This window comes from Streptomyces sp. NPDC000941, assembly GCF_053599555.1.
Genome location: NZ_JBSFMM010000107.1, coordinates 1 through 20815, shown reverse-complemented (window position 1 = coordinate 20815; position 20815 = coordinate 1). Strand labels below are relative to the sequence as shown.

General features: G+C 70.3%; 17 protein-coding genes and 2 pseudogenes. 7 read left to right on the top strand and 12 right to left on the bottom strand.

Features of this window, described 5'->3' with window-relative positions:
• Positions 1–14: 14 nt before the first annotated feature.
• Positions 15–1220: a PP2C family protein-serine/threonine phosphatase gene (locus ACWDSL_RS29870; RefSeq protein WP_450490617.1), complete on the top strand. Its 1206-nt coding sequence runs from the start codon at positions 15–17 to the stop codon at positions 1218–1220.
• Positions 1221–1811: 591 nt separating this feature from the next.
• A pseudogene (locus ACWDSL_RS29865) lies at positions 1812–2894 on the top strand (pectate lyase family protein); the annotation flags it as partial.
• A gap of 53 nt (positions 2895–2947) precedes the next feature.
• Here ACWDSL_RS29865 and ACWDSL_RS29860 read toward each other — a convergent pair.
• From ACWDSL_RS29860 to ACWDSL_RS29825, 8 genes are all read right to left on the bottom strand, one after another.
• The gene (locus tag ACWDSL_RS29860; protein ID WP_450490615.1) at positions 2948–4012 is read right to left on the bottom strand and encodes a LacI family DNA-binding transcriptional regulator; all 1065 of its coding nucleotides are present in this window, start codon (positions 4010–4012) and stop codon (positions 2948–2950) included.
• Between the two features lie 105 nt (positions 4013–4117).
• Positions 4118–4891 (bottom strand): HdeD family acid-resistance protein, encoded by a 774-nt coding sequence (locus tag ACWDSL_RS29855; RefSeq protein ID WP_450490613.1) that lies wholly within the window; start codon positions 4889–4891, stop codon positions 4118–4120.
• A 132-nt stretch (positions 4892–5023) separates the two neighbouring features.
• On the bottom strand, positions 5024–5464 hold the full coding sequence (locus ACWDSL_RS29850) for a TIGR03668 family PPOX class F420-dependent oxidoreductase (RefSeq protein WP_450490611.1): 441 nt from the start codon (positions 5462–5464) through the stop codon (positions 5024–5026).
• A gap of 18 nt (positions 5465–5482) precedes the next feature.
• Complete coding sequence (locus tag ACWDSL_RS29845) at positions 5483–6307, bottom strand: LLM class F420-dependent oxidoreductase (RefSeq protein ID WP_450490609.1); 825 nt, start codon at positions 6305–6307, stop codon at positions 5483–5485.
• A gap of 96 nt (positions 6308–6403) precedes the next feature.
• Positions 6404–6559, bottom strand: coding sequence for a hypothetical protein (locus tag ACWDSL_RS29840; RefSeq protein ID WP_014174767.1), 156 nt, complete (start codon positions 6557–6559; stop codon positions 6404–6406).
• Between the two features lie 27 nt (positions 6560–6586).
• The gene (locus ACWDSL_RS29835) at positions 6587–7063 is read right to left on the bottom strand and encodes an SPW repeat protein (RefSeq protein WP_450490607.1); all 477 of its coding nucleotides are present in this window, start codon (positions 7061–7063) and stop codon (positions 6587–6589) included.
• Between the two features lie 109 nt (positions 7064–7172).
• Positions 7173–8192, bottom strand: coding sequence for a cytochrome d ubiquinol oxidase subunit II (locus tag ACWDSL_RS29830; protein WP_450490605.1), 1020 nt, complete (start codon positions 8190–8192; stop codon positions 7173–7175).
• 16 nt (positions 8193–8208) lie between these two features.
• On the bottom strand, positions 8209–9606 hold the full coding sequence (locus ACWDSL_RS29825; protein WP_450490603.1) for a cytochrome ubiquinol oxidase subunit I: 1398 nt from the start codon (positions 9604–9606) through the stop codon (positions 8209–8211).
• A 191-nt stretch (positions 9607–9797) separates the two neighbouring features.
• Here ACWDSL_RS29825 and ACWDSL_RS29820 point away from each other — a divergent pair, with 191 nt between their 5' ends.
• Complete coding sequence (locus ACWDSL_RS29820) at positions 9798–10541, top strand: SDR family NAD(P)-dependent oxidoreductase (RefSeq protein WP_450490601.1); 744 nt, start codon at positions 9798–9800, stop codon at positions 10539–10541.
• Between the two features lie 252 nt (positions 10542–10793).
• On the opposite strand, the gene ACWDSL_RS29815 is transcribed toward ACWDSL_RS29820, so the two are convergent.
• Positions 10794–11762 carry an acetylxylan esterase gene (locus ACWDSL_RS29815; protein WP_450490599.1) on the bottom strand — a complete coding sequence of 323 codons (969 nt, stop codon included), beginning with the start codon at positions 11760–11762 and terminating at the stop codon, positions 10794–10796.
• Positions 11763–11860: 98 nt separating this feature from the next.
• Positions 11861–12847, bottom strand: coding sequence for an Lrp/AsnC family transcriptional regulator (locus tag ACWDSL_RS29810; RefSeq protein ID WP_450490597.1), 987 nt, complete (start codon positions 12845–12847; stop codon positions 11861–11863).
• Positions 12848–13017: 170 nt separating this feature from the next.
• Between ACWDSL_RS29810 and htpG the strand changes: the two genes are divergently transcribed.
• On the top strand, positions 13018–14937 hold the full coding sequence (gene htpG / locus ACWDSL_RS29805) for a molecular chaperone HtpG (RefSeq protein WP_450490651.1): 1920 nt from the start codon (positions 13018–13020) through the stop codon (positions 14935–14937).
• Positions 14938–14988: 51 nt separating this feature from the next.
• Here htpG and recQ read toward each other — a convergent pair whose 3' ends face one another.
• Positions 14989–16884: a DNA helicase RecQ gene (recQ, locus tag ACWDSL_RS29800; protein ID WP_450490649.1), complete on the bottom strand. Its 1896-nt coding sequence runs from the start codon at positions 16882–16884 to the stop codon at positions 14989–14991.
• A 224-nt stretch (positions 16885–17108) separates the two neighbouring features.
• On the opposite strand from recQ, the gene ACWDSL_RS29795 reads away from it, so the two are divergent.
• Positions 17109–17675, top strand: coding sequence for a snapalysin family zinc-dependent metalloprotease (locus tag ACWDSL_RS29795; protein ID WP_450490595.1), 567 nt, complete (start codon positions 17109–17111; stop codon positions 17673–17675).
• A 43-nt stretch (positions 17676–17718) separates the two neighbouring features.
• On the opposite strand, the gene ACWDSL_RS29790 is transcribed toward ACWDSL_RS29795, so the two are convergent.
• Positions 17719–18762, bottom strand: a complete 1044-nt coding sequence (locus ACWDSL_RS29790) for a LacI family DNA-binding transcriptional regulator (RefSeq protein WP_450490593.1) — start codon at positions 18760–18762, stop codon at positions 17719–17721.
• Positions 18763–19005: 243 nt separating this feature from the next.
• On the opposite strand from ACWDSL_RS29790, the gene ACWDSL_RS29785 reads away from it, so the two are divergent.
• Both ACWDSL_RS29785 and ACWDSL_RS29780 read left to right on the top strand, forming a co-directional pair.
• Positions 19006–20331 carry an MFS transporter gene (locus ACWDSL_RS29785; protein WP_450490591.1) on the top strand — a complete coding sequence of 442 codons (1326 nt, stop codon included), beginning with the start codon at positions 19006–19008 and terminating at the stop codon, positions 20329–20331.
• Positions 20328–20815 (top strand): annotated as a pseudogene (locus tag ACWDSL_RS29780) (glycosyl hydrolase); the annotation flags it as partial. The gene ACWDSL_RS29785 and the pseudogene ACWDSL_RS29780, both read left to right, overlap by 4 nt.

Below are 20815 nucleotides of genomic sequence, written 5' to 3'. Positions count from 1 at the left end.
GTACAGTTGGACCTATGGTGGGCGCGGAGGCGTCGGTATCGGCCGGAACCGCGGAAGCCCTGCTGGAAGAGCTGGTCAGGACTTCCCAGGAGGCTTCCCCCGCGGAGCTCCCCGAGGTCCTGGACCGCTATGTCACGGCCATGGGCCTGGGCCGGGTCGTCGTGTTCCTCATCGATCTCCAGCAAAGGCGGCTGCTGCCGCTGACCGAGGGCGAAGAAGAGCTGGAGGTCGACGGCACCCTGGCCGGCTGGGCATACCGTACGGACTCCCCGCGGGTGGCCGAGGACGGTGCGGGCGGTCTGGTGGTATGGCTGCCGATGATCAACGCGGCGGAGCGGCTGGGCCTCGTGCGCTTCTCGATGAGGACCCTGGACGGGCCCAGGCTCTGGCGCTGCCGGGCGCTGGCCTCGATCCTCACCCTGATCGTCACCTCCAAGCGCACCTACATCGACACCATCGCGCAGCGCACCCGCACCCAGCCCATGCAGCTGCACACGGAGATGCTGCGGGCGTTTCTGCCGCCGCGCTCGATCGGCACCGGCCGGGTGGTGTCGACCGCGGTCGTGGAGCCCGCGTACGAGCTGGGCGGCGACGCCTTCGACCACTCGTTCACCGAGGACATCCTGCACGCCACGATCCTCGACGCCATGGGCCACGACCTGGCGTCCGGCCTCACCACCTCCGTGGCCATGGCGGGCTGCCGCAACGCCCGGCGGACCGGCGCGGAGCTGGCGCAGCTGGTCATGGAGGTGGACCAGGCGCTGACACGGTGGCTGCCCGACCAGTTCTGCACCGGCATCTTCACCCAGCTGCACATGCCCACCGGCATGCTCCGCTGGTGCAACTGCGGCCATCCCGCGCCGCTGCTCATCCGCCGCCACCGGCTGCACCCGAAGGCGCTGGCGCGACCCCCCGAACCGCCCCTCGGCCTGCCCGCCAGCCTGGCCGGGGACAGCCGGCAGGTGTACGAGACGGCGCTCGAACCCGGGGACCGGATCCTGCTCTACACCGACGGGGTCGTCGAAGGGCGGGACGAGGGCGGCGAGCAGTTCGGCCTGGAGCGCTTCGCCGACTACATCATCCGCTCGACGGCCGCCGGGCACACCGCCTCCGAAGTGCTCCGCCTGCTCATCCACGCCATCCTCGATCAGCGGAAGAACGAACTCAGCGACGACGCCACCATTCTGATGATCGAATGGCAGCCGCCCGTCGCGGAGTAGCCCATGCGCCGTCTCGCGGCATTCGGTTCGGGCGGGCGCGGGTTTCGCTGCACTCCGCCGCAGCTGCTGCCGCACGGTGGCCATGCCGGTCAGTCGGCTCTCCACCCACCCCCACTCAGAAAAGCACTTGATGCAGAGCAAGCACTTTTTTGGGAGCAGGCGGGTGGAGGGCCCCAACCGGACCGGCATCCTCCGCTCCGGGCGCCCAACCGCCGCCCCACCGCCCGCCAGCCGGTGCCGCCCCATGGAGCTGGACGGCGACGAAGCCTCCGGCGCCCCCGCCCTTCCCGTTGCTGGCTGCTGTGCGCCGAAGGCGCGAGACGATGCCCGCACGCGGCGTCCGGACCGTATCTCGGCTGACCCCGTAAGCATCGTGACAGGTCCCGTCACCGAACGGCTGGACGGCGACGGGACCCGCGCTCGGCGACCGGCCATGTCGCACAGCGGCGGGGCGGCATCGTTCCTGCACCGCGTACCCGCGATCGTTTGCCGAGGAGCCGACCCGACCCGGTGACGCGATGGGGCAACCTCTCGGCGCGCGGCGGCGACAGGGGCATGGACGACATCCCCCGAGCTGTGGAAGAGGTAGCCATGGAAGCCGAGCGGCAGCAAGCGCGGCGCAGCAGGGGCTGGGGCAGGCTCGGCCTGACGGCCGGAGTGGCCCTGGCGCTGGGCGCCACGGTGGGTCTTACCGACGGCGGTGCTTTCGGGCCGGACCGGGCCGGATCGAGTACGGCGGTGACGATGGACACGGCGGCGTGGGCCGATGACGTCGCCGACGGTTTCGCCTCGGTCAACGCGCTGGGACAGAACGGGACGTACGGCGGCCGGGGCGGGACGACCGTCACCGTGCGCACGCTCGCCGATCTGGAGAAGTACGCGACGGCCGCCGAGCCGTACGTCATCGTGGTGGCCGGGGCGATCACCATGGACCCGAAGGGCAAGGAGATCAAGGTCGCCTCGAACAAGACGATCGTGGGCTCGGGGACCGCGGGCCAGATCGTCGGTGGCGGTTTCTTCCTCGGCCAGGGCGTGCACAACGTCATCATCCGCAACCTGACGATCCGCGACTCCTACGAGGGCACGTGGAACGACAAGGACCACGACTGGGACGGCATCCAGATGGACGGCGCCCACCATGTGTGGATCGACCACAACGATCTGCGGCATATGGCCGACGGCCTGATCGACAGCCGTAAGGACACCACCTATCTCACGGTGTCCTGGAACCGGCTGGAGCAGCACAACAAGGCGTTCGGCATCGGCTGGACGGAGAACACGACCGCCGACATCACGATCCACCACAACTGGTTTCACGAAACCGAACAGCGCAACCCGTCCACCGACAACGTCGCGCACGCGCATCTGTACAACAACTATCTGCAGGACGACCCGGGGACGAGCATCAACTCCTCGTACGGCAACTACGCGCGCGGCAACACCAAGATGGTGCTGGAGAACAGCTACTTCGAGGGCATGAAGAACCCGGTGATCAAGGACGCCACCGCCTCCCTGGTCCAGCGGGGCAGCGTGTTCGCGAACACCTCCGGGCGCAATGAGAGCGGTGGAACGGCCTTCGACCCGAAGTCGTACTACTCGTACACCCTGGACGCCGCCGCCCAGGTGCCCTCGATCGTGAAGTCACGCTCCGGGCCCAGCTCCGCCATCGGCACCGGCTGACGGAGACTGATGCCCTCGGCAAGCGGAAACCGGTTGCCGGGCAGTAGCTACCGGGCCGGCTCCACCGGCGGGGCCACCGAGTCGCGGATCACCACATGGGTGCCCAGGAGCAGGTGTTCATCCGGGGTGTCCGGTGTTCTGCCGAGACCGGTACGGACGGCGAGCCGGCCCAGCTCCTCGTAGGGCACATGGACCGTGGTCAGCGGCGGATGCAGATCCCGGGCGAACGGGATGTCGTCGTACCCGGCGAGGGACACATCGCCGGGTACGCGCAGCCCCGCCTCGTGGAGCGCGGTGAGCGCCCCCGCCGCGACCATGTCCGTGGCGGCCACCACGGCGGTGAACTCCAGCCCCGCGTCGAGGGCTTGGCGCATCAGCCGGTGGCCCGAGTCACGGGTGAAGTCGCCGGAGCGCCGCAGCACCGGGTCCGGAGTCAGGCCCCGGGCGCGGTGCGCGGCCACATAGCCGCGCTCACGCCCCTGGGCCGCGGTGTTCTCCGGTTTGCCACCGAGGAAGAGGACCCGCCGGTGGCCCTGGGCGAGGACATGCGAGCACAGCGCAAAGGCCCCGCTCTCGTTGTCGTACTCGATGACCGTCACCGGGGTGCCGGGATCCAGCGGCGGCCGTCCGCACAGCACCAGCCGTGAGCCGGCCGAGGCCAGCGACTCGGCGATCCGGGCCATGCGCCGGCGGTAGTCGGGGGTGTCCGCGGCGCCGCCCACCAGGATCACGGCCGCGGCGCGCTGGGCGCGCATCATCTCGATGAACTGCTGTTCGTGGTCGGCGTCGCCGTCCGTGCTGCACACCAGGCACAGATGGCCGAGCCGGGCCGCCTCGCGCTCCACGCCGTGCGCCATATGCGCGAACGACGGGCCGGTGATGTCGTCGAGGACGAACGCGAGCGTCGGGGTGCCGGCGCCCGCCACCGCCTTGGCGTGGGCGTCGGCGACATAGTCCAGCTCGCGGACCGCCCGCATCACCCGGGCACGGGTCTGCGTACTGACCGGGTACACGCCGCCGAGCACCCGTGACACCGTGGACGCGGACACCCCCGCGCGGGCCGCGACATCCCGGATCGTACGACGTCCCCCGTCGCCGCCCTTCCGCACCATGGCTCACCCCTCGCTGTTCCCCCGAGCCGGGTAACCGCATGACAACCGGTTGCCACAGCAGAGGCTAACAGCGGGGGAGCCGCGCGGGGAGGGCCATGACCGGGACTACGGCTGGGGATGCGGCCTGAAGCGCGGGAAGTGCGGGCGGTGTGCCGCCTCGCGCGGAGGGTGGTGGCCCAGCTGAACCCGTAGCTGGACACCGTGGAACACCTCGATCACTCCCAGCGCCAGCAGCCAGATACCGGCCACCACGGTGAGCGCCGTGAGGGAGCCGAAGGGCGCGACGATCAGGATGATGCCGGCCAGCATGCTGATGACACCGAAGAAGATCTGCCAGCCGCGGGCCGGAAGCCCGTCCTGGGAGATGGCCGCGGCGGTCACCATGACGCCGCGAATCAGCCAGGCGAACCCGATCCACAGGGCCAGCAGCAGGATCGACTGCGCCGGTCCCCGGAAGGCGAGCAGGCCGAGCAGTACGGCGAGTGCGCCGCTGATGAAGCTCAGCACGCGCAGATGCCCCGGCACATGGGCGCCGAAGGCCCCCGCCAGCTGGAAGATCCCGGTGATCAGCAGATATGCGCCGAACAGCGCGCCGATCACCGCCAGCGTGGGCCCCGGCCAGGCCAGCACCATGACGCCCAGCGCGACCGCGATGATGCCCGTGGTCACCATGACCTGCCAGGTGGCGTTGGACAACATGCCCAGGGCACCGGCGAACGGGCTCTCGAACTCCGGGGGCCGCTCGCCTCGCTGAGCCGTGCCGTAGGGCTCTGTGCTGTGCTGCTCCGCACCCCGCTGCGCCGCACCTTGCTGTTCGGCGCCATAGGGCTGCTCGCGCCGCTGTTCGGCGCCGTGTGCGTCGTCGGAGGAGAAACTCATGGCCGTCCACCTCCTCGATGGAACAGAAGGCCGTACCCGACACCACCATCCTCTCCCCGTATGGGTCTCTTCGCCTGGTGGAGCGAGTGGTCTCTGGCGGACTCGGGTGGTCTCGGGCGGCGCCGGGTGGCCTCAGCTGGTATCGGCGGCCTGCCAGCCGCTCCACCGGCCGACCGCGATCTCCACGACCGGCCCCGTCGGCGGCCGGTCCGCGTACTGCGCCGCGTACTTGTCGGCCAGCAGCCGTACGTACGCGGCGGAGGCGGCCGACTCGTCGGCGGGCGGCAGGACGCGGGCCGTGCCGTCGGCCCGCGCCCACCACAGGAGATCCCAGTCCTCGTCGTAGCCGTCCACCAGGAGGCATACGGCGGGGTTGGCCCGGATGTTGGCCAGGCGTCTGAGCCGCTGTGAGCGTTTCGGCTTGTGGTCGACCGCCGTCGCCACCGTGTCACCGGTCAGCGCGAACACCACCGGCACCAGATGGGGCCGGCCCCCGGCGCCGACGGTCGCCAGGCGGGCCACCCTGGCCCGCGCGAAGCGCTCCCGCGCCCGGGCACTCGTCGTCGTGGGCACCGCGCGGCTCCCGGCGGCTCACCGGAACCGGGCGGCGACCTGGGCCATCGTGTCGAGTTGGCCGAGTGTTTCGCTCTCCGGCATGGTCGGCAGATAGAACAGGACCCGCTCCACGCCCAGCCGCCCGTATCCCTCGACCGCCTCCGGTGTGGGGGTCAACGCGTACACCGTCACCGGCACGTCCCGGCCGGCCACCTTCCGCAGCCGCTCGACCAGCGGGGCCAGCTGCTCCGGCGACGAGGCGTTGGCGAGCCAGGCGTCGCCGAGGGCGGCGATCCGCTTGAAGGCGCCCTCGCCGCCGCCCACGTAGATCGGCGGGTGCGGGCGCTGCACCGGTTTGGGCCACAGGTACACCGGGTCGAAGTTGACGAATTCCCCGTGGAATTCGGCCTTCTCCTGGGTCCACAGCTCACGCATCGCCTGCAGCCGCTCGTTGACCAGACGGCCTCGCGTGGCCGGGTCCGTACCGTGGTTCTCCATCTCCTCGCGGTTCCATCCGGCGCCGATCCCGACGATGACGCGCCCGCCGGAGACGAGGTCGAGCGAGGCCACTTCCTTCGCCATGATGATCGGGTCCCGTTGCGGCACCAGGGCGATGCCCGTGCCAAGCAGCAGCCGCTCGGTGACCGCGGCGATGGTGGTCAGCACGATGAACGGGTCGAGCGTGCGGTAGTAGATCTCCGGCAGCTCCCCGCCGCCCGGGTAGGGCGTACGACGGCTCGCCGGGATATGGGTGTGCTCGGCGATGAAGAGCGAGTCGAAGCCCCGCTCGTCGAGGGCTCGCCCCAGCGGGGCCGGCCCGATTCCCTGGTCGGTGACGAAGGTCGATACACCGATCTTCACGGCGGCTCCTTCTTGTCGATGTCGAGGAGGGCCGGTGACCGCCGTCACCGGCCCGGCCCGGGCACCGGGGCCTCCGAGCCCTCGTGGCCTGGTTATTTACTTCTTCCGCTCGTTCTTCTCTTCCTCCTCGCGCTCCCCTTCTGCCTGGGACGGGGTCGACACCGGCACATCGGGGTGAACCGTGCGCCCGGGTGTGTCGTTCTCGCGCTCGCCTTCCGCCTGGGACGGGGTGGAACGGTAGGGCTCGGTCATCGCATGCCTCCGTTCTGTCCCGGGCCGTCAGCGACCCGCGCGAGCGGATGTGCCCCCGCGGCCCGGGGCGGTGGTCTTCGCCTTCGCCTTCGAGCTGGCGAACAGTGCGAGCACCAGGGCGACAGCGCCGACGATGACGTTGCTGATGATGGTGCGCATGGTGGCCACGCTGCCGGACACCACCCACGGCGCGATGATTGCCCAGACGCCCAGCAGCGCGGCGGCCCAGGCCATGCCATGGGTGCGTTCATAGGCATGGCCGAAGCCGCCCATGAGCACCGCGTAAGCGACTCCGGTGATCAGGTTGGTCACGGCCAGCGTCATCATGCCGTTGAAACCCACGATCCACGGGGAAGCGGCAAGGTACAGACCGGTGATCAGGGATATCGCTTCGACGGCCTGGACCACGGGCGTGGTAGCGGCCTGTTCGGCCAAGGTGTGGCGTTCCCGCATCGCCAGGATGTCCGGATGGGACTCCATGGTCGCATGGGTCGGTTCCGTCATGATCGCCTCCTGCGGTCAATTCGCTCCGAACCCCGGGTGCCCGATATGTCGCCTCGTAACGCTCGGCTTGCCAGAAACTTCGCGCCCCCGTGCGCGCGGCTTTCGGCCGCTAGTGGCCGGGCTCGCCCGGCGCCGCTGCCGGTTCGGGCTCGCGCTGGAACACCGAATAGAGCCACCACAGGGACGGCACCAGGATCAGGGACCCGACCGCCAGGCTGACCAGGCAGGCGATCAGGACCGGGTGGGTGGACGCGGCGTCGCCGACGGTGACACCGGGTACGAGCATGGCCGGGTACTGGGCGACGCCCCACGCCCAGAGGATCGCCGCCACGGCCAGCGCCGCCAGCGGCCGGGCCAGGCCCGGGCCGCGGCGCAGCAGCGCCAGGGCGGCCAGTCCGGCGCACGCGCTGAGCAGCACCAGCGGCAGGGCGCGGTGGGTGAGCCCGTGGAACAGCCGAGGGGCGTCGGCGTGCAGAATGGCGATTCCGGCCAGTGCCACGGCCCCGGCGGCCAGTCCGCTGACCACCGCCCGGCCGCGGAACCACGCCCCCAGCTCCGGCTGTCCCAGCCGCTCGGTCTCCGCGCACAGATAGACGGCCGCGAGGTGGGCGCAGGTCAGCACGGCCAGCACCCCGCCCAGCAGGGAGGTGGGGTTCAGCCAGCTGGTGATCAGGTCCCCGGCCGCAAGACCCGGCGGGACCCGGCCGGAGGCGACTCCGCCGGCGACGGTGCCCAGAAAGAACGGGGTGAGCACGGACGACAGCGCGAAACACGCCCCGAACAGCCGTTTCTGCCATAGCTCGGTGCTGGCCTTGCGGAAGGCGAAGGCCGCGCCGCGCGCGATGATGCCGAGCGCGGTCAGGGTGAGCGGGATGTACAGCGTGGACATCACGGCCGCGAACACCGGTGAGAAGCCCGCCCACAGCAGCACCACGACGAAGATCAGCCAGACGTGGTTGGCCTCCCACACCGGCCCGATGGTGTGCTCGATGAGGGCGCGCCGCGGGGCGCCGGGTCCGCTGCGGCCCGCCAGCAGATCCCACAGCCCGGCGCCGAAGTCGGCGCCGCCGAACAGGGCGTAGCAGGTCAGCCCGATCCACATCACCCCGAGCGTCAGATTCGCGAGCACCGCCCGTCCCCTCTTCTCATGTCACCGGGTACCGCGGTACGTCGCTCTCCTGCGGGGCGATCGGCACGGGCTGGTCCCGGGCCAGGCGGCGCAGTACGTACACGGTGGCCACCGTCATGCCGAAGTAGACCAGGAGCACCAGCCACAGCCCGTTCAACAGACCGGGCGCGGGGTTCACCGCGTCCCGGACCGTCATGACCCCCTGTACGACCCACGGCTGACGGCCCAGCTCGGTGACCACCCACCCGCACTCCAGGGCGACCACGGCGGCCGGTCCGGTCAGGACCGCGAGCGTCAGGAACGCCCGTGTGCCGGGCACGCTCAATAGGCCGTCGGCGCCGGTGCGCCGCCGCAGCCACCACGCCAGCGCCAGCCATACGCCCATGAGCAGCAGAAACAGGCCCGCCCCCACCATCAGGTCGAAGGCCAGATGTACGCCGGTGACGGCCGGCCACCGGGACCGGGGCACCTCGGAAAGACCGCGCACCACGGTGTCGGGGCGGTAGCCGATCAGCAGCGACAGACCGCTGGGGATCTCCAGGCCGTACTTGAGACCGCTGTGCCCGTCGCTGATGCCGAGGACCGTCAGCGGTACATGGCTGCCGGTGCGATAGACGCCCTCCATCGCGGCGAGCTTGGTCGGCTGGTAGTGCGCCACGAAACGGGCCGCCCAGTCGCCGACGACCAGTTGGAACGGGGTGACGACGGCCCCGACCGTGAAGGGGATGAAGAACCCGGCGCGGTGGTACCGGTCCCGGCGACCGCGCAGCAGCGCCACCGCGTACACGCTCGCGGTCAAGAACGCGGCCACCATCAGCGCGGCCAGGATCATATGCGTGGTCTGCGGCGGGGCGGCCGGATTGAACATCGCGGCCCATGGATCGACGGACACCACGTGCCCGTCGCGGGACAGCTCGAAGCCGCGCGGCTGGTTCATCCAGGCGTTGGCGCATACGACGAAGAACGCCGAGGCCACCCCGGCGATGACGATCGGCACACCGGTGAGCAGGTGCTTGCCGGGCGGCAGCCGGTCCCATGCGTACAGATACACGCCCAGGAAGATCGCCTCGATGAAGAACGCGATGCCCTCCAGCGCGAACGGCAACCCGATCACCTGCCCGTACCGGCCCATCAGCCCCGGCCACAGCAGCCCCAGCTCGAAGCTGAGGATCGTGCCGGACACCGCGCCGACCGCGAACAACACCCCCATGCCCCGCGCCCAGCGCCGGGCCAGGATCCGCAGGGCCGGGTCCCCGGTGTGCCACCCCAGCCATTCGGCGATCAGGGTGAGCAGCGGCAGCCCGACCCCCAGACAGGCCACCACGATGTGCCAGGCGAGCGAGAAACCCATCTGCGCCCGGGCCCCGCTGAGGTCGCCCTCGGTGGCGGCATGAGCGAGCGGGACAGCGAACACCGGAGCCTCCGGGGCTGGGCGAGGTACGAGCAGAATCCTGCGTTATCCCGGCGGCCCGGCGGCCAAACGCCGATACGGCCGAACGGCGGGTCGCGGCCGCCCCCTTGCGGCCATTGACAGGAAAGGGCTTACTCCCTAGCGTCTGTTCACGAATATGACCGGGATTCAACAAGGTGTACGGGGAGGCCGGAATGGGACGACGGATCGTGGTGTCGGGCGGCGGCACGGGCATCGGTCTTGCGACCGCTGAATCCTTCGCCGCGGACGGGGACCGGGTGGTCATCGTCGGGCGCCGCGCCGAGGTGCTGCGCGCGGCCGCGGACAAGGTCAACGCCGCATACGGGGCCGACCTGGTCACCTGGACCAGCGCCGACCTCAGCGACCCCGGGCAGACCCGGAGCGCCGCCGAGTTCATCGCCGCCGACGGCCCGGTCGACGTCGTGGTCACCAACGCGGGCGGCAATGTCGCGCCCGGCAACGACGGCACCCTCGAAGGCATAGCCGACCAGTTCCAGCGGAACTTCTCGGCCAACGTGCTGACCGCGGTGCTGCTCACCGAGGCCCTGCTGCCGCATCTCACCCGGCCCGGCGGCCGGATCGTGCATCTGTCCTCCGTGGCGGCGCTGCGCGGCCCCGGTTCGTACGGCGGCACCAAGGCGCATCTGCACGTCTACACGTACGACCTGGCCAAACGCCTGGGCGCGGAGGGCATCACGGCCAACGCGGTGGCGCCCGGCTATGTCCAGGACACCGAGTTCTTCGGCGAGCGGGGAACTCCCGAGTTCATCGCGCAGCAAATCGGGCAGACGCTCACCGGGCAGCCCGGATACCCCGCCGAGATCGCGGCCGCCATCCGCTATCTGGCTTCCCCGGAGGCCGCCTATGTCACCGGTCAGGTGCTGCACATCAACGGCGGCGCCCAGTTCGGCCGCTAGGCCCCGTCGGCCTGGCCTTGCCCGTCCAGGGCCGGACGGCCCTGGATCAAGGGCCGGACGGCCCTGCCCCCACCCTCGGCCACCAGCCAGGATTTATTCTCGCAAGGGGGGAAGAAGGACGGACGGCCGGTCCGGAGGGAGCCTCCCCGAAGGCTCTCAACCATCTCCGGGCACGGCCGTCCGTCCTTGGGGGCTGTGGGGCTGTGGGGCTGTGGGGGTGTCGGTGCGCTTGGGGGTTCGGTGGCTGGGGGGCTACCGAAGCCTTGGGGGCAGCCAGTCCAGCTGGACCTCCTGATGGACGGGTCCGCCGCCCTCATGGCCGTTGAACGAGTACACCTCGATGTGCTTGTCCTCGACCGCGTAGGCGTTGTACGCGGCGAAGACGGTGGACGGAGGGCAGGTCTGGTCCTCCAGCGCGGTCGAGAAGAGCGCCGGCGCCCGCCCCCGGGCGGCGAAGTGGACCCCGTCGAAGTACGAGAGCGTACGGAAGATCCGCTCGTCCCGGCCACGGTGGGTCTTGAGGTAATTGCCGATCTCGCGGTACGGATCGCGGTCGGTCAGCGTGGCCGCCCGCCCGAAGTGGCACAGGAAGGGCACATCGGGGGCGATCGCGGCCAGGTCGGGCACCAGACCGCCCACCGCGAGCGTGATACCCCCGCCCTGGCTGGAGCCGGTGACCGCGGTACGAGCCGGGTCGGCCAGCGGATGGGACCGGGCCGCCTCCACCGCGCGTACGGCGTCGGTGAAGACCCGCCGGTAGTAGTAGTCCTCGGGGTTCTCGATCCCCCGGGTCATGAACCCCGGGAACGCGGGCCCGGAGCCGACCGGATCCGGGGTGTCGCCGCTGGCCCAGCCGCTGCCCTGGCCGCGGGTGTCCATCACCAGGTGGGCGAAGCCGGCGGCCGGCCACAGCAGATGGGTGTGCGCGAGCCCGCGTCCGCCGCCGTAGCCGATGTACTCGACCACGACGGGCAGTGGCTCTCGGGCCCCGGCCGGATGCAGAAACCAGCCCTTGACCGGGTGGCCGCCGAACCCCGCGAAGGTGACGTCGTACACCGCCACACCGGTGAGCGCCGTGGCGACGGGCTCGAAGGTGGCGTTCAGATCGTGCTCACGGGCCTCGGCGAGGGTCTTCTCCCAGAACCGGTCGAAGTCCTCGGGCTCGGGGACACGCGGCCGGTAGTCGTGCAACTGGTCGAGCGGAAGGTCGAACAGGGCCATGGACAGGCAGCTCCCTTCATGCCGTTGCGAAGGAAACCATCGCGCGACAGCCCCTGACAAGGGGGCGGGGAGCATGGGCAGACAGCTGTACGGCCCGGTCAGAGGGGCAGCAGCGCCCCGGCGCGCTTGACGGTGCGGATGACCGGGGCCGTCTCCAGGGAGCGGATCGCGTCCAGCGAGGCGATCCGTTCGGTGAGATAGCGCGCGAGATGCTGGGCGTCCCGGCAGTTGACGGCGCCGAGGAGATTGGTCGGGCCGGTGGTCATCGCCACCAGCGACACCTCGGGGTGTTCGGCCAGCGCCGACGCCACCTCGGCCAGCCGCGACGGGCGCACCGACATCCACAGCCGCGCCTCGGCGCGGAAGCCGAGCGCGGCGGGCGGTATGTCGACCAGGAAGGCGAGTACCCCAGCGCGGCGCAGCGCGGTCAGCCGGCGGCGCACGGTGGAGTCGGACCAGCCGGTGGCGGACGCCAGTTCGGCATAGCTCGCCCGGCCGTCCCGGGACAGCACATCGAACAGCGGTTGGTCCCCGTCGTTCAAACTGACCTCGCCGTCGGCGTCAGCTGCGTCGTTATCGACAGGTCGCGGGCTGAGCAGCGCGATCTGTTCCGGGGTCAGCCGGGCGGGCCCCGACCAGCTGTCGGGCAGGGCGGAGTGGCCGAGCAGCAGATGGGCGGAGATGGCGGTGATCCGGCCGGTACGGGGGAGCCGGTGCAGCAGCAGCGCGTCGCTCTCGTCGCTGGAGCGGGTCTGTGCGCTGCACGAGATCTCGGTGCCGCCCGAGAGCAGATGGACGTACGAGGTGTCGGGGCGGGCGGCCAGCGCCCGGGCGATGGCGCCCGCCGCGTCCGGGGTGCACTGCAGACGGATGGTCCAGGCGTTGTAGCCGAGCCGGCCGCCGTTGAGGGCGCCCACCACGCGCAGCACCCCGGCGGAGCGCAGCCGGCGGTAGCGACGGGCGACGGTGTTCTCGGAGACGCCGAGGGCTTCGCCGAGCGTGCGCAGCGGCGCCCGGCCGTCGATCTGGAGGGCGTGGACCAGGCCCCGGTCGATGTCGTCGAGGGTGACGGTATCCGTGTTCATCGGCCGTCAGCATGCCAGTTTGCACCCCATTCAGGCCCTCTGAGGGAGGCCTTCGCCTCTAAGCTGACGTCAGGTACTCGCTACAAGTGCTCGCTCGTGAAAGGAAGCATGTGAACACGAAGGCCGAAACGTTCGAGTTTCAGGTCGAGGCGCGCCAGCTCCTGCAGTTGATGATCCACTCCATCTACTCCAACAAGGACGTGTTCCTGCGGGAGCTGATCTCCAACGCGTCCGACGCCTTGGACAAACTGCGGCTGGAATCGCTCCGTGGCACCGACCTGAACGCGGACTCGTCCGATCTCCATATCGAGCTCGAAGTGGACCAGGAGCGCCGCACGCTGACCGTGCGCGACAACGGCATCGGCATGTCGCACGACGATGTGGTGCAACTCATCGGCACCATAGCGAAGTCCGGCACCGCCGAGTTCCTTCGCGAGCTGAAGGACTCGAAGGAGGAGTCGAAGGACGCCGCGGCCTCGCAGGACCTCATCGGGCAGTTCGGCGTCGGCTTCTACTCCGGCTTCATGGTGGCCGACCAGGTCACGCTGGTGACTCGGCACGCGACCGAGAGCCAGGGCACCCGCTGGGAGTCCACGGGCGAGGGCACGTACACCATCGAGGCGGTCGACGAGGCGCCCCAGGGCACCTCCGTCACCCTGCGGCTGAAGCCGGAGGACACCGAGGACCACCTCTACGACTACGCCTCCCCGCATAAGCTCAAGGAGATCGTCAAGCGATACTCCGACTTCATCACCTGGCCCATCCGCATGACCGCCGAGTCGACGAACACGGCGGCGGACGCGGACGCGGACGCGGAGAAGGACGAAGACGGCGAGGCCGAGGCCGAGACTCCGCCCGAGCCCGAGGTCGAGACGCTCAACTCGATGAAGGCGCTGTGGGCGCGCTCCCGGGACGAGGTCACCGACGAGGAGTACCACGAGTTCTACAAGCACATCAGCCACGACTGGACCAACCCGCTCGAGACCATCCGCATGCAGGCGGAGGGGACCTTCGAGTACCAGGCGCTGCTGTTCATTCCGTCCCAGGCCCCGCTGGACCTGTTCATGCGGGAGCGCAAGCGGGGTGTGCAGCTCTACGTCAAGCGCGTGTTCATCATGGACGACTGCGAAGAGCTCATGCCGGAGTATCTGCGCTTCGTCAAGGGTGTTGTCGACGCACAGGACCTGTCGCTGAACGTGTCCCGCGAGACCCTTCAGCAGGACCGCCAGATCCAGCTGATGCGCCGGCGCCTGGTCAAGAAGGTGCTGTCGACGGTCAAGGACATGATGTCCGCCAACGCCGAGGGCTACGCGACGTTCTGGCGGGAGTTCGGCCGCGCCGTCAAGGAGGGCCTGCTCGACGACTTCGAGAACCGCGACGCGATCCTGGAGATCTCCTCGTTCGCCTCCACCCATGACGCGGAGCAGCCCACCACCCTGCGGCAGTACATGGACCGTATGAAGGACGGGCAGCAGCACATCTACTACGTGACGGGCGAGTCGCGCTCGATCATCGAGAGCTCGCCCCATATGGAGGCATTCCAGGCCAAGGGCTACGAGGTGCTGCTGCTGACCGATCCGATCGACGAGATGTGGGTCGGGTCGGTGCCGGAGTTCGACGGCAAGCAGTTCCAGTCGATCGCCAAGGGCGAGGTCGACCTCGACACCGAGGAGGAGAAGAAGGAGGGCGAGGCCGAGCGCGAGCGGCAGCAGAAGGACTTCGCCGAGCTGCTGTCCTGGATGACGACGGCCCTGAGCGAGCAGGTGAAGGAGGTGCGGCTGTCCTCCCGCCTCACCACCTCGCCCGCGTGCGTCGTGGGTGACACCCACGACGTCACCCCGGCGCTGGAGAACATGTTCCGTGCCATGGGCCAGGACATGCCCCAGATCAAGCGCATCCTCGAGCTCAACCCCACCCACCCGCTGGTGACCGGCCTGCGCGAGGCCCACGGCGCGGACGGGAACGGGGACGGTCTTGCGGAGATGGCCGAGCTCATCCACGGTATGGCGCTGCTCGCCGAGGGCGGCGAACTCGGCGACCCGGCGCGCTTCATCAAGCTGATGTCCGACCGGCTGCAGCGCACGCTGTAGCGCGGACACCGTACGGGGGAGGGCCGGCCGCCGGACCTCCCCCCGTACGCGTCACTCCTCCGGGGCCGTGACCGTTTCCAGAATCTGCTCCCCGTACTTGGCCAGCTTGTTCTCGCCGACGCCGCTGACCGCGCCGAGCTCCGCCAGGGTGCCGGGCGACAGCGTCGCGATCTGGCGCAGCGTGGCGTCATGGAAGATCACGTACGCCGGGACGCCCTGCTCCTTCGCGGTGGCCCCGCGCCAGGCGCGCAGCCGCTCGAACAGCGGCACCGCCTCCGGCGGCAGGTCCACCGGGGCGGCGGCGCGGCCGGACTTGCCCGACTTGGCGGACGACGACGAGGACTTCGCGGCCCGTGCCGCCCGCTCCGGCTCGCGCCGCAGCATCACCTGGTGCTGCCCGCCCAGCACCTCGCCGCTGCTCTCGGAGAGCACCAGCGTGCCGTAGTCGCCCTCCACGGCGATCAGCCCCTGGGCGAGCAACTGGCGCACCACGCCACGCCATTCGGCCTCGCGCAGCTCCGTGCCGATCCCGAACACGGACAGCGCGTCATGGTCGAACTGGATCACCTTGGCGGTCTTCTTGCCGAGCAGGATGTCGATCACCTGACCGGCGCCGAACTTCTGGTTCCGCTCCCGCTTGAGCCGTACGACGGTCGACAGCAGCTTCTGCGCGGGGACGGTGCCGTCCCAGGACTCCGCGGGCGTCAGACACGTATCGCAGTTGCCGCATGCGGTGCTCTGCTGACCGAAGTAGGCCAGCAGCCCCACCCGGCGGCACTCGACCGTCTCGCACAGCGCGAGCATCGCATCGAGATGGCTGCCGAGGCGGCGGCGGTGGGCCGCGTCGCCCTCCGAGCCGTCGATCATCTTGCGCTGCTGGACGACGTCCTGGAGGCCGTACGCCAGCCAGGCGGTGGAGGGCAGCCCGTCCCGCCCGGCCCGGCCCGTCTCCTGGTAGTAGCCCTCGACCGACTTGGGCAGATCGAGATGGACGACGAACCGTACGTCGGGCTTGTCGATGCCCATGCCGAACGCGATCGTGGCGACCACGACCAGCCCGTCCTCCCGGAGGAACCGCGACTGGTTCTCGGCCCGGATCCGGGCGTCGAGACCCGCGTGGTACGGCAGCGCCTCGATCCCGTTCTTCACCAGGAACTCGGCGGTCTTCTCGACCGAGGCACGCGACAGGCAGTAGACGATGCCCGCGTCCCCCTGGTGCTCGGCGCGCAGCAGCTCGAGCAGCTGCCGCTTGGGGTCGTTCTTGGGCGCGATGCGGTACTGGATGTTCGGCCGGTCGAAGCTCGCCACGAAGTGGCGGGCGTCCTGGAGCTTGAGCCGGGAGGCGATCTCGGAGTGGGTGGCCTCGGTGGCGGTCGCGGTCAGCGCGATACGGGGCACATCGGGCCAGCGCTCGTGCAGCTCGGACAGGGCCAGATAGTCGGGGCGGAAGTCGTGCCCCCACTGGGCCACACAGTGTGCCTCGTCGATGGCGAACAGCGAGATCGAACCCCGGCCCAGCAGCGAGAGCGTCGACTCCACCCGCAGCCGCTCCGGCGCGAGGTACAGCAGGTCGAGCTCGCCCGCGAGGAATTCCGCCTCGACCAGCCGCCGCTCGTCCAGGTCCTGGGTGGAGTTGAGGAACCCGGCCCGTACGCCGAGCGCCCGCAACGCGTCGACCTGGTCCTGCATCAGCGCGATGAGCGGCGAGACGACGACGCCGACGCCGCGGCGGACGAGCGCGGGGATCTGGTAGCACAGCGACTTGCCGCCGCCGGTCGGCATCAGAACCAGGGCGTCGCCCCCGGCCACGACATGGTCGATGATCTCTTGCTGATCGCCCCGGAACGCGTCGTAGCCGAAGACCCGGCGCAGCACGCGCAGCGCGTCGCTCGTATCGCCCGGGTCCGGTTCTCTGGTGTCCGGGCTGCTGGGGGGCGAGTCGCTGATGTCACCGTTCGTGAGGGGATCGATCTCGGGGAGAGGCACCCGGCGAGTCTAGTGGGCCGAAAGGGTGGATCGGGCCGAGGGACGGCCGCCCGTAGGGGCCGGTTGGGGATGTCTGTGGGTGGGCAGTGTGGCCGTGAGGCATGTGGGATAGTCATGCTCGCGTCAACGACCGTCGCGGTGTAGCCGCGTATCGATACCGTCCTTACCCCACGAGGAGGCCGATCGTGAGATCAAGCAAGGCTCTGCGCGCATTACCCGCCGTCGCGGTGGCGGTGCTCGCCCTGGCGGGCGGCCAGGCGGTGGCGGCGCCCGCGTCCGGGTCGGCGCAGCAGCAGGTCATTGCCGCGAGGGTGCTGACGTACGACTCGTCCCAGGCCGCGGAGTTCAAGGACGCCGTCACCAAGGGCGCCGCGATCTGGAACGACAGCGTGGCGAACGTGGAGCTCAAGCCGGTCGCCTCGGGGCAGCGGGCCAACATCCGCATCATCGCGGACAACGGCTGGCCGCGTACCGCCACGACCAGCCTGGGCAGCGGCACGATCTACTTCGGGCGGCAGGCCGTAGACGAGGGCTACAACACCGTGCGGATCTCGTCCCACGAGCTCGGCCACATCCTGGGCCTGCCGGACATGAAGCCCGGCCCCTGCTCGAGCCTGATGTCCGGCTCCACGGCCGGTACCTCGTGCACCAACCCGAACCCGAACGCGGCCGAAAAGGCGGAGGTCGAGGACAGCTTCGCCGGTGCGCTGACCTCCTCGGCGGCTACGCGCGACCTGCTGTTCGTGGACTGACCCACCTCGCGGGCCGGGAGCCCCCTCCCGGCCCGCAAGCTGCCTAGCCCTCGGCGGCCGGCGGGGGGCCCGTCGTCCCGCGGACGACCAGGGTCGGGGACACCGTCATCAGCACGGACCGCGTACGGCCCTCGATGCGCTCCAGCAGCAGCCGGGCCGCCGTCGTGCCCATCAGGCCGCCCGCCTGGTCGACGCTGGTGAGCCGGACCGGGGCGAGCGCGGCGACGGCGGTGTTGTTGTAGCCGGCCAGCGAGAAATCCTCGGGGATCCGCAGCCCCAGCTCGCGCGCGGCGCGGAAGACGCCCATGGCGGCCACGTCCGCCCCTCCGAAGACCGCGGTCGGCCGGTCCGCCGAGGCCAGCAGTTCCATCCCGGCCCGGTAGCCGCCCTCCTCCGAGAAGGCGGTCATCGCGACCCGCGCCAGATCCTGCAGCCCGTGCCGCCGCATCGCCTCGTGGTAGCCGCGGCGCTGGACCCGTTCGGGAGTGCCCGACCAGCCGCTGCCCCGGTTGCCGGCGGTGGAGGTCAGGGCGATCCGGCGGTGGCCGAGCCGGACCAGGTGGTCGATCACCAGGCCCGCGCCGAGGGCGTCGGCGTCGACGACCGAGTCGTGTTCCTCCGCCACGTCGTGGTGGCCGATCACCACCGTGGGCACGGTGGCCGCCGTGCGCAGCACCTCGGTGCGCGGAAAGCCGGGGCCGATGAGGATCAGCCCGTCCATCTGGCGGTCCACCAGGGCCCGGGCCAGCCTGGTCTGGTCCTCCTCGTCGAAGCCGGCCGCGCCGATCAGCACCTGGTAGTCGCCGCCCCGCAGTTCGGTGTTGACGCCCTCGAGGATGTCGGCGAAGAAGGCATTGCGGATGTTGTCCAGCAGCACGCCGATCGTGTACGTACGGCCGCGCATCCCGCGGGCGGCAGCATGCGGGCGGTAGTCGAGCTCGGCCATGGCCGCGCGCACCCGTTCGCGCATCTCGGGGCTCACCCCGTAGGCGTTGCGCAGCACCTTGGACACGGCTGATGTCGAGACCCCGGCGTGCAGCGCGACATCCGTGATCGTCACGCGGCGCTTGCCGCTCGTGGAGGCCATGGGGTCTCTCCGTCCGATGTCCTGTGTCCTGTGAAACGGTCTACAGAACGCCACTGTACGCCGTCGAAGGGGGCGCGCCGCCGATGGCCGCCCGTAGTGCTTTTTGCATCGTTACCCGCCCGTGACTTGACCCCCATGCCATCCGCGCCTCACCTTTGAGTCGTTTCAATTCGGAGAACGTTCTACACACGTATTCTCCGGGTCGGGACTCCGGAGCATGTCAAAGAAGACGGGAGCCACCGGATGACCATGGATCAATCCGCCCAAGCCACCTCGGCCGAGGCCGAGAGCACCGTCAGCCGTCAGCAGTGGAAGTGGTCGGTCCTGGCCGGCATGGCCTCGTATCTGGACGCGGGGTCGATCGTGGCGCTGGGCGCGGGCCTGGCGCTCTTCCAGGACGAACTCGGCCTCAGCGACTCGGGCCTCACCGGCGTCGGCGCGCTCGCGGCCATCGGGCCCAACGCCATCGGCGCGGCCGTCGGGGCCTTCATCGGTGGCCGGCTCGGCGACAAGCTCGGCCGTAAGCGGATCTACCAGTGGGATCTGCTGGTTTACGCGGCCGCGATCCTGTGCATCGCGTTCGCCGTCAACCCGGCGATGCTGTTCATCGGCACCTTCGTGGTGGGCGTGGCGGTGGGCGCCGACGTGCCGACCTCGCTGGCCCTGGTGGGGGAGTTCTCGCCGGCCAGGGCCCGGGGCAAGCTGCTCGGGTTCACCCAGGTCGCCTGGAACGTCGGGCCGATGATCGTGCTCCTGCTCGCGCTCGCGCTCTCCAAGCTCGATCTGCTGGGCATCCGCATCGTCTTCCTCCATCTGTTCGTGGTCGCGCTGATCACCTGGGCGCTGCGCAGGGGGATGACCGAGTCGGCGGTGTGGAAGGCCGCGGCGGACAAGGCGGGCGACGCGGCCAAGGGGACGGCCGCCGCGGCGGCCGGGGTGCGGGAGCTGTTCCGCGGGGCGCATCTGAAGGCGCTGCTGTGGACCGGAAGCTTCTACCTCTTCTGGAACCTGGCCGCCGGCACCGCGGGCCTGTTCACCCCGTACATGGTCAAGAACCTGGGCGCGGGGGGCCAGGGCACGAGCGTGGCGCTGTCCTGCGCCGGGTTCGGCGTCGGCATCGCCGCCACCGTCCTGGTGTTCATGCCGCTCGCCGACCGCGACCACCGCACCCGCCGGATGCTGTGGGCCATCGGAGCGGTGATGCAGATCGCCGCCTACGCGGTCTTCCTGTGGTTCCCCTTCACCGTGCCGACGATCCTCCTCAACACCTTCCTGTTCGGCGTGGGGGCCGCGATCGCCGGTGAGGCGGTCTACAAGACGTTCAGCCAGGAGCTCTTCCCGACCATGCTGCGGGGCACCGCCCAGGGCTTCACCTTCGGCGCGGCGCGCACCTGCCTGGGCATCTGGAGCTACTTCGTGCCCCACCTCGCCGACAGCGGGATCAGCACCATCGCGGCCCTGCTGACCGCGTTCCTGGTCATCAGCGGCGGCATCGGCTACTTCTTCATGCCGGACACGGCCGGAAAGTCCCTGGACCGCATCGAGGCCGAGCGCCGGGCGGCCGTGTGACACCGGCCGCGGACGAACTGCTCTCCCGGTTCACCGACCCCGCACCCGAATACGGGCCGCTGCCGATCTGGTGGTGGAGCGGTGCGAAGGTGACCCGGGAGCGGCTTCGCCGGCAGATGGCGGAGCTGACCTCCCAGGGCATCCGGCAGGCCGTGGTGATGTGCCTCGCGCCGACCGGCCCGACCTTCGGCTCGCTGGCGGACGACCCGCCGTATCTGAGCGAGGAGTGGCTGCGGCTGCTCGACGGGGCCTGCGCGGACGCCGACGAGCTGGGGTTCAGCCTGTGGATGTACGACCAGATCGGGTTCTCCGGCGCCAACTTCCAGGGTCAGCTGACCGCCCGTAACCCCGAGTTCGCCGGGCTCGCCCTCTACCGTACGAGCGCATCCGCGGAGGGCGGCGAGACCGTGCTGCGCCCGCCGACCGGCCACACCGCGCTCGCCGCGTACGCCGTCGCCGTCGGGTCCGGGCGGCGGGTCGCGGT

Bases quoted from the DNA above. Each gene is read 5' to 3' on its own strand.
- ACWDSL_RS29815 (WP_450490599.1), bottom strand. From the start codon at position 11,762: ATGGCCCTGTTCGACCTTCCGCTCGACCAGTTGCACGACTACCGGCCG.
- ACWDSL_RS29840 (WP_014174767.1), bottom strand. From the start codon at position 6,559: ATGACCGAGCCCTACCGTTCCACCCCGTCCCAGGCGGAAGGCGAGCGC.
- ACWDSL_RS29835 (WP_450490607.1), bottom strand. From the start codon at position 7,063: ATGACGGAACCGACCCATGCGACCATGGAGTCCCATCCGGACATCCTG.
- htpG (WP_450490651.1), top strand. From the start codon at position 13,018: ATGATCCACTCCATCTACTCCAACAAGGACGTGTTCCTGCGGGAGCTG.
- ACWDSL_RS29785 (WP_450490591.1), top strand. From the start codon at position 19,006: ATGACCATGGATCAATCCGCCCAAGCCACCTCGGCCGAGGCCGAGAGC.
- ACWDSL_RS29790 (WP_450490593.1), bottom strand. From the start codon at position 18,762: ATGGCCTCCACGAGCGGCAAGCGCCGCGTGACGATCACGGATGTCGCG.
- ACWDSL_RS29855 (WP_450490613.1), bottom strand. From the start codon at position 4,891: ATGAGTTTCTCCTCCGACGACGCACACGGCGCCGAACAGCGGCGCGAG.
- ACWDSL_RS29860 (WP_450490615.1), bottom strand. From the start codon at position 4,012: ATGGTGCGGAAGGGCGGCGACGGGGGACGTCGTACGATCCGGGATGTC.
- ACWDSL_RS29870 (WP_450490617.1), top strand. From the start codon at position 15: ATGGTGGGCGCGGAGGCGTCGGTATCGGCCGGAACCGCGGAAGCCCTG.
- ACWDSL_RS29820 (WP_450490601.1), top strand. From the start codon at position 9,798: ATGGGACGACGGATCGTGGTGTCGGGCGGCGGCACGGGCATCGGTCTT.
- ACWDSL_RS29810 (WP_450490597.1), bottom strand. From the start codon at position 12,847: ATGAACACGGATACCGTCACCCTCGACGACATCGACCGGGGCCTGGTC.